This window comes from Pseudomonas fluorescens (genome assembly GCF_902497855.1).
Lineage (GTDB): Bacteria > Pseudomonadota > Gammaproteobacteria > Pseudomonadales > Pseudomonadaceae > Aquipseudomonas > Aquipseudomonas fluorescens_BI.
In genome coordinates this window covers 373,721-380,142 of record NZ_CABVHU010000001.1, presented here as the reverse complement: position 1 = coordinate 380,142, position 6,422 = coordinate 373,721, and the positions used below count along the sequence as shown (strand labels likewise).

The following is a 6,422-nucleotide window of genomic DNA, read 5'->3' as shown; positions in this document are numbered from 1 at the left end:
GGCACACTGCGCCCCTGGTTATCAGTGAGGTAGACGAAGCTGCCACTTCTGCGCAGACTTTGTTCCCACGGCAGCACCCACCCTCTACCCAGCACGCTTTCAACGTTCAAATCACTTGCGTAGAAACGAGACCATTCAATGGGCATTAGCCCAGGGAGCGCAAAGTCGGTTTCACCCGACTCGAACAACACTTTGCGCCCCGTTGTAAGATCAACCGGATTGCCGCTTAAGCCGCCGATCGCGCGCGCTACGGCCGGTCCGATTATGAAACGACCGGCCAGATAGCTACCTGCAATTGTTGCCCCAAACTTCAATGCGCACGGACCGGCAGCTTTCAGCCCCTGTGTCAGTCCGAGCCGGAAGATCGGACCTACCGCGCGCCCCATGGAAGCGACGATCATCAACACATCGACGGTAACGCGTAGCCAGCCCGGTATCTCCTCGTCTACATCGAGGTAGCGTTCTGTTCCGCCACCAATGAATACGTTGTTCGAACCACTCGAAATCTTCGCCCCGCAGGTCAGCTTGTCACCCTTGCGCGCAGCCGCCACGTTGTTGATGAATACGTTGGACGAACCTTCCGCAACTAGCACCGGCGCTGGGTGTTTATCACACGCGCCTTGACTCAGAGTTGCATGGGCAGCATTACGGTTGTTGATGAACACATCCGCAGAGCACCCTTCCAGCTTTATTCCTCCGGTTGGAGAACTTCGTGCCGCTCCCATGCTCTCCCCAATCGCCGGAATGAAGCTGGCACCCAAGCCTGCTGCAATACTCAGCAGGATTCCACCCAAACCAGCCGTACAAATCGTGAATGCGGCAGCAGTTGCAATCGCAAGCCCAATCACTGCACCGATGAGAAACCCACCAAGAGCACTGGTGTGCTCAATTTCATCACCCCAACGAGCTGCTTCGAACATGAGTTACTCCTGTTCGACGTCAGTGGGCACGGTGTCCTGGCGCGGTTGGAAGCTGGTCAGCAGTTGCAGCCAGTTCTCATTTTGAGTGGCGCTAAAATCAGCTTGGCTGGTCGTTGAGAACACTAGAATACGACCTTGCTCGATCTCAAAAGCCGCCTGACGCTGATAAACAGGACGACCATCGTTCATGTAGTAAGCATCCACTTGGATGCCTGAGCGCGGTTGCTCGCTCGATAACGTCGCAGGTTTCTTGCTGAGCAATGTGTAGCCGCGCAGCTTGGCAGCTATAAGCTTCACCTGACGCTCGATGTACGTTTTCAGGTCCTCGGCGGGCAGCATATTGTCACGCGATATCGTAATGTTGAGCGGCGCCGGGATGCTGTTACCGAGTACAAACATATTTACCGTACGGTCCTGAAAACCTTCCGGCAGTACGATAGATCCTTCCTGAAGCTGATAGTCCATTGGAGGTGTATTCCGTGAATGCGTAAAAGGGAAATGTTCAGTCAGCAGAGACACTTTCCAGCATGGCGTCGAACTCGATCAGCCAATCGGCAAGCTCTGCGTGTGCCGGATTTATCATGGTGGAGATGCTGAAATACTGACGCTCGTTACCGTTATCAGATTCGATCACAGCACTCATTACTCTGCCGTGGCGGCGTTCCTGACCGGCAGTGAATATGTAATCCAGAGCAATCGCCCGGTGGCCCGCGAGCACACCATCGCTCTGCCGCACAATGGTGACGTCGGGGTGGTCTTGACGCAATTTTTCCACATACAACTCGACGGCGCGCCTCAACGTCAGACCTTCGGGCGCAGGACGGCGCTTCGCACCAAACGTGACGGGATGTCCATACTTTTCCAGCGTGGTGTCAATGTCGCGGAAGTTGAATCCATCCGGGATCAGCAAATTGAGGCCCGCGACTGTCAATCCATTACGGGCAAGTTGCAGCGGCACTTTGACAATGGGCTCGGGCTCGATAACAGCCGGTGGCGCGTCGGCTGCTTGCTGCTGTTGCTGCCGCGCAAGCGCCTCGGCCGCCAGGCGCTTCTCAGAGATTCGGTCGTAAATACTGGTCCTGACCATGGTCTGGGTTCTCACTTGTTGATATCGACACGGTCACCTTGAACATAGGTGTTTTTGCCAAGAATATTGATGACGTCACCTTTAATCTCGATCCCGGCAGGAGTCAGCGTGATACTGCTATCTCCCACCTGCAAAATAATGTGCTCTTTGGCATTCACCTGAATGAACTGGTTATCGACCTGAATCGTCAGCGAACCTTCCTGGACATTCATCACAGTGTCTTTCTTGATCGTTTCGGTGTGCGTGCCACCCACCGTGATCGTGCGATTGCTGCCGACACTGTGGGTCTCGTCGACCTCGATCTCGGTGTCCATGTTGCGTTCGGCGTGCATGATCACTTGCTCGGCGCCGGCCTTGTCTTCAAAGCGGAAGAAGTTCGCTGTGCCGCCGTCGCCTTTCATCGACCGGGTCAAAAACCCACTTTGCGTCTTGTTCGCCGGCAACGACCAGGGTGGCGTGTTCTTGCTGTTGTACAAACTGCCCATGATCAACGGCCGATCAGGATTGCCGTCGAGGAACACCACCACCACTTCATCGCCAACCCGCGGAATCAGGATGCTGCCAAACCCGCCGCTGGCGCCGGATTGGGCAACGCGCACCCAGCACGAACTCTTGTCGTTGTGCTCGCCCTTGCGGTCCCAGTGGAACTGCACCTTCACGCGACCGAGTTCATCGGTGAATATTTCCTCGCCCGGCGGGCCGACGACGATGGCTGTTTGCGGGCCGGAGATAGTTGGGCGTGGGGTGGTGAGTTGCGGGCGAAAGACGATCTTTTTGCGCACGCAGGAGAAGGTGTTGTAGTAGCTCGCCTGATGACCATTGAGGTAGTTGTTGTGGCCTTCGCTTTCGACGCTCATCAACAGGAACTGGCGATCGTCGGCCGAGCCCTGGTCGTGGTCGTAATGCTGCAGCAGTTCGAAGGTGTACCCGGGTTTCATCGCGCGGCAGTTACTGGCGCCATGAAAGCTTTTGCCTTTCAGCTCCAGGGCTTCCACGCGCAGCCTGACCAGCGCTTCACCTTCGTCGTAGGTGCCATGGGTGTATTGGCCGGGGAAGTCGTAGATCTCGAAATCGTCGACATCGCCCTGCTTGTTCAGGCTCTTCATGGCCACCGGCAGGCGGTTGGTCGGCTGGCGATAATCGAAGGTCTGGACCGCGATTTTTCCGGACTGCAGCTGGCGGTTGCCGCTCCATTGGGTGATGGAGTCGGCAGTCTCGGTGACCGAGGCGGTATGGAAGCGGATCTGTGGTTGCTCAGGCAACGGCAGCAGCGTGCTGGAGTCGTCGCAGATGATCATGGTGTGGGTGTCGGCGGTGTGTTCGAAGTAATAGAACATCCCCTCTTCCTCCAGCAGGCGCTGGACGAAGTTGAAGTCGGTTTCGCGGTATTGGGTGATGTACGTGTAGCGTTTGAGCGGCTTGCTCAGGCGGAATTCGTGACGGGAAAACGCGGAGCATAAGGCGAACACCTGAGTCACCACTTCTTCGACAGTGCAGCCCTGGAAGATGCGCGTGTCGAAACGGTTTTTCAGCATCGAGAACCAGGGATTCAGCGTCGCGGTGTAGCGGGCCATGCCGCCGTCGCTGCCGATACTGGCGAAGCGGGTCAGATAACCCGCCATGTACCGCGGGCCCGCCTCGGCCAACTCGATCTCCAGCACCACGTGCTGGCCCATCATCGACTTGAGCTCCACCCCCGAATCCTGGCACACCAGCATCAATTCGAAGTTATAGGCACGTGACAGACCATCAGTTCCCTTGAAGGACTCAAGCAATAGCTGCTGGTCGGGATTGGCAAGGTTCGTGAACTTGAACAGACGCCGATTCTGCGGGGAAAGCATTGCGGCTAGGTCCATCAACATGTGTATCTCCTTGAAAGCAGTGGGGAACGCTACCGCCCTCGCCTACCACTGCGCATAACGAATCTGACAGAAGGGTCGAAACCCGATTACAACATCGTGGATTGGGGAAACAATCCGCTGCTCCGTAAACTGGCGGAGCGAAACAGCTCGGACTTTGTATGAATCCGCCTACAAACTTGTGCCGTCAGCTTTCGAAATCAATGACATTTCGCAAACGGAATTCGAAGACTGATAATGCGACCGCAGACCAATGCGAAAGTGCCATCACTCAAGCAAAAATGCGAGGGACGTCACGTTATCAAAGGCGTTACAGTCCTCCGAAAGCGGCAAAGGAAACACCTTCGCCATCCACTGTGTCAACCCGGAAACGGCATTTCCCGGTTGCTACTCAGATAGGGATTCATCCCCCGCTGAAGTCTGAAAAATAATTATCGGCCGCTCTGGCACGCCACAAACGCCGGTATATCAAGGAGGAATGGGGCATTACGCGCCATTAAAAAGCAACTAGTGCCTCATTGACATCATTGCCTAGCCTACCTGAACAATAAAAAATGGGATCCACATTGAATTTTATTGCGCCTGATGCAGTCTAGAATGCGGCTAATGGCCAGTACTTTATCCTGGGCATAAAGTCGAATATCCGACACTTCAAACGTGGCGACAGGGAAGCTTCTTCCACCCAAGGACAGTGATGTGTAAATGGATCTTTTAGCGAATGTGCCCAGCTGGGCCGACGTCGAACGAAACCTCGATCAGAAATTCAGCGAACTGAACCAGGGCGTCAACGAAGGCTTGCAGAGCGTTCACGACAACTGGAACGGCTTCACCCGACGAGTAGGTAACGGTGCGAGCCAGGCCTATGGCTACATGGGCGGTCACCGGATCGATGCAGTGAATCGGGCGATGACCCTCTCCTACCCGATCATCCAGATGGACCTCAAGCGCAAGTGGGCCTCGATCGAAATCGAGCAGATCCTGCCTGTGCTGCTGCAGCTGGTCAAAGAAGTCTCGATGATTCTGGGCGGTAGCGTCGCGATCGGCACCGTGGCTGGCGGCGCAGCGGGTGCATTTGCATTTGGTATTGGCGCAGCGCCCGGCGCTGCCGCCGGGGCAGGTATCGGCTTGCAAGTCGGCAATCTTATTCTGATGGGCTTGGGCTTATCCGCCATCGCCGAGTATTTTTACCAAGGCCTGCCCGCCTGCCTCTCTTCATTGCAGGAAGGCATTGCCACCGCCTGGCACGCCGAAGAAGGCGTCAAACCTTCCGGCCTGGACCCAACCGGCGGCTCCGCGGCGCTGGTGCAGGAACGCATCGAACGCGCGGCGCGCCAATTGGCTCGCGGCCAGGAGCAACTGGTGTTGCTGCTACTCACTGCCATCGTCACCTACCTGACGCGCGGCCAGATGAAGGCGGGCGTAGTGGGCAGCATGGAAAGCATCGCAACACGCAGTGCGAAGCTACAGGCCCAGATATCGAACAAGCAGTTGGCGGGCTGGTTGGCGCGTAATGAGCAGAAGTTGTTGGCACAATCCGAGCTGCAGTTGAAAGAGCCAACGCCATTGACGAAGGCTGAGCCGGAACCGCCGCCGTTGCGTGAAAAACCTGCACAGCAACCGATGTCCAAACCTGCCAATGAGGCGCTTGCGGACCCAGGTACACGCCGAGATTACTTAAATAAAAAATTTGGTCGAACGGGCGATCTGGATAAAGATATTTTTATCAGGGGAAACAAAAAAACCGCCGAAAATTTCTTTCAATCACAGGGTTATAAACCCGAAGACTACCGCTCATACATGCGCGGTCTGGATTTTTCCGAGCCTGTCAGAGTAGAAACCATCAATTCTGGGAAAAAACTCTGGCAGTATCAGGTGCCTGGCGGCAGACAAGGAATTTGGTATTCTCCAACCCCGGACATAGTACCCTCGCAACTGGGCATCAACCCACTCGGGCAGATTTACAAAACAGAAACGGTGGTTCCAAAGATCGTGAACGTCTACCAAACCACAGAGAAAATTTCTGTCCTGCGTAGCACATCTGCACCGGTAACAGACACATGGTCTGTTCCACCGCAACCCTTCGATGCGATCGGTGGTGCGAGGCAGATAACGTCAGGACAGAAGGAACTTTTTAAGCTAATAAATTCAGGTGAATGATGAAACCTTCAACCCCACTCGAATACGTCGACAAAGCCCTTGCCATTACCATGGACCGACGTGACAGCTGCCCGCAGCTTCCTGTTTACACGTCACTGATAAACCAGCTTATGTACGTGAGGTCGGTGTTTGATGGAACCGAACGAGATAAGTCCAGACTGCACGACCTGACACTGGGAATTATCGGTGCAAAAGAGTTCGAAGACACCGATGCAGAACTGGCAAGGGCGTTGATGGATGTCTATTACATAGCTGAACAATCGGCAAATGGGTTAAAAATAATACTACCGAAATAATCGAAGTAAATCATCGCGACGAATAGAAAAATCATGGCAACGAGTTGCAGGTAACGTGAGGCTAATGCGATCGGAAAGTGCCAGGGAGGGACATTTGATCGAA

6 protein-coding genes are annotated in these 6,422 nt (G+C 54.9%); 2 read left to right on the top strand and 4 right to left on the bottom strand.

The window, feature by feature from the left end:
- The 4 genes from F8N96_RS01805 to tssI all read right to left on the bottom strand — a co-directional run.
- Positions 1-920, bottom strand: a 920-nt coding sequence (locus tag F8N96_RS01805) for a DUF6531 domain-containing protein (RefSeq protein ID WP_191635333.1), incomplete at its 3' end; no start/stop codon positions are given.
- Positions 921-923: 3 nt separating this feature from the next.
- Positions 924-1,385, bottom strand: coding sequence for a DcrB-related protein (locus tag F8N96_RS01800; protein WP_150796313.1), 462 nt, complete (start codon positions 1,383-1,385; stop codon positions 924-926).
- 37 nt (positions 1,386-1,422) lie between these two features.
- Positions 1,423-2,007, bottom strand: a complete 585-nt coding sequence (locus tag F8N96_RS01795; protein ID WP_150796312.1) for a DUF1795 domain-containing protein — start codon at positions 2,005-2,007, stop codon at positions 1,423-1,425.
- Between the two features lie 11 nt (positions 2,008-2,018).
- Positions 2,019-3,869 carry a type VI secretion system tip protein TssI/VgrG gene (gene tssI, locus F8N96_RS01790; protein ID WP_064677243.1) on the bottom strand — a complete coding sequence of 617 codons (1,851 nt, stop codon included), beginning with the start codon at positions 3,867-3,869 and terminating at the stop codon, positions 2,019-2,021.
- 699 nt (positions 3,870-4,568) lie between these two features.
- Between tssI and F8N96_RS01785 the strand changes: the two genes are divergently transcribed.
- Complete coding sequence (locus tag F8N96_RS01785) at positions 4,569-6,023, top strand: polymorphic toxin type 46 domain-containing protein (RefSeq protein ID WP_150796311.1); 1,455 nt, start codon at positions 4,569-4,571, stop codon at positions 6,021-6,023.
- Complete coding sequence (locus F8N96_RS01780) at positions 6,023-6,319, top strand: immunity protein Tsi6 family protein (protein WP_150796310.1); 297 nt, start codon at positions 6,023-6,025, stop codon at positions 6,317-6,319. The genes F8N96_RS01785 and F8N96_RS01780 overlap by 1 nt, the downstream gene beginning before the upstream one ends.
- The last annotated feature ends 103 nt before the right edge of the window (positions 6,320-6,422 follow it).

Excerpts from the sequence above, each read along its gene's own strand:
- F8N96_RS01800 (WP_150796313.1), bottom strand. The coding sequence starts at position 1,385 with ATGGACTATCAGCTTCAGGAAGGATCTATCGTACTGCCGGAAGGTTTT.
- F8N96_RS01780 (WP_150796310.1), top strand. The coding sequence starts at position 6,023 with ATGAAACCTTCAACCCCACTCGAATACGTCGACAAAGCCCTTGCCATT.
- F8N96_RS01795 (WP_150796312.1), bottom strand. The coding sequence starts at position 2,007 with ATGGTCAGGACCAGTATTTACGACCGAATCTCTGAGAAGCGCCTGGCG.
- tssI (WP_064677243.1), bottom strand. The coding sequence starts at position 3,869 with ATGTTGATGGACCTAGCCGCAATGCTTTCCCCGCAGAATCGGCGTCTG.
- F8N96_RS01785 (WP_150796311.1), top strand. The coding sequence starts at position 4,569 with ATGGATCTTTTAGCGAATGTGCCCAGCTGGGCCGACGTCGAACGAAAC.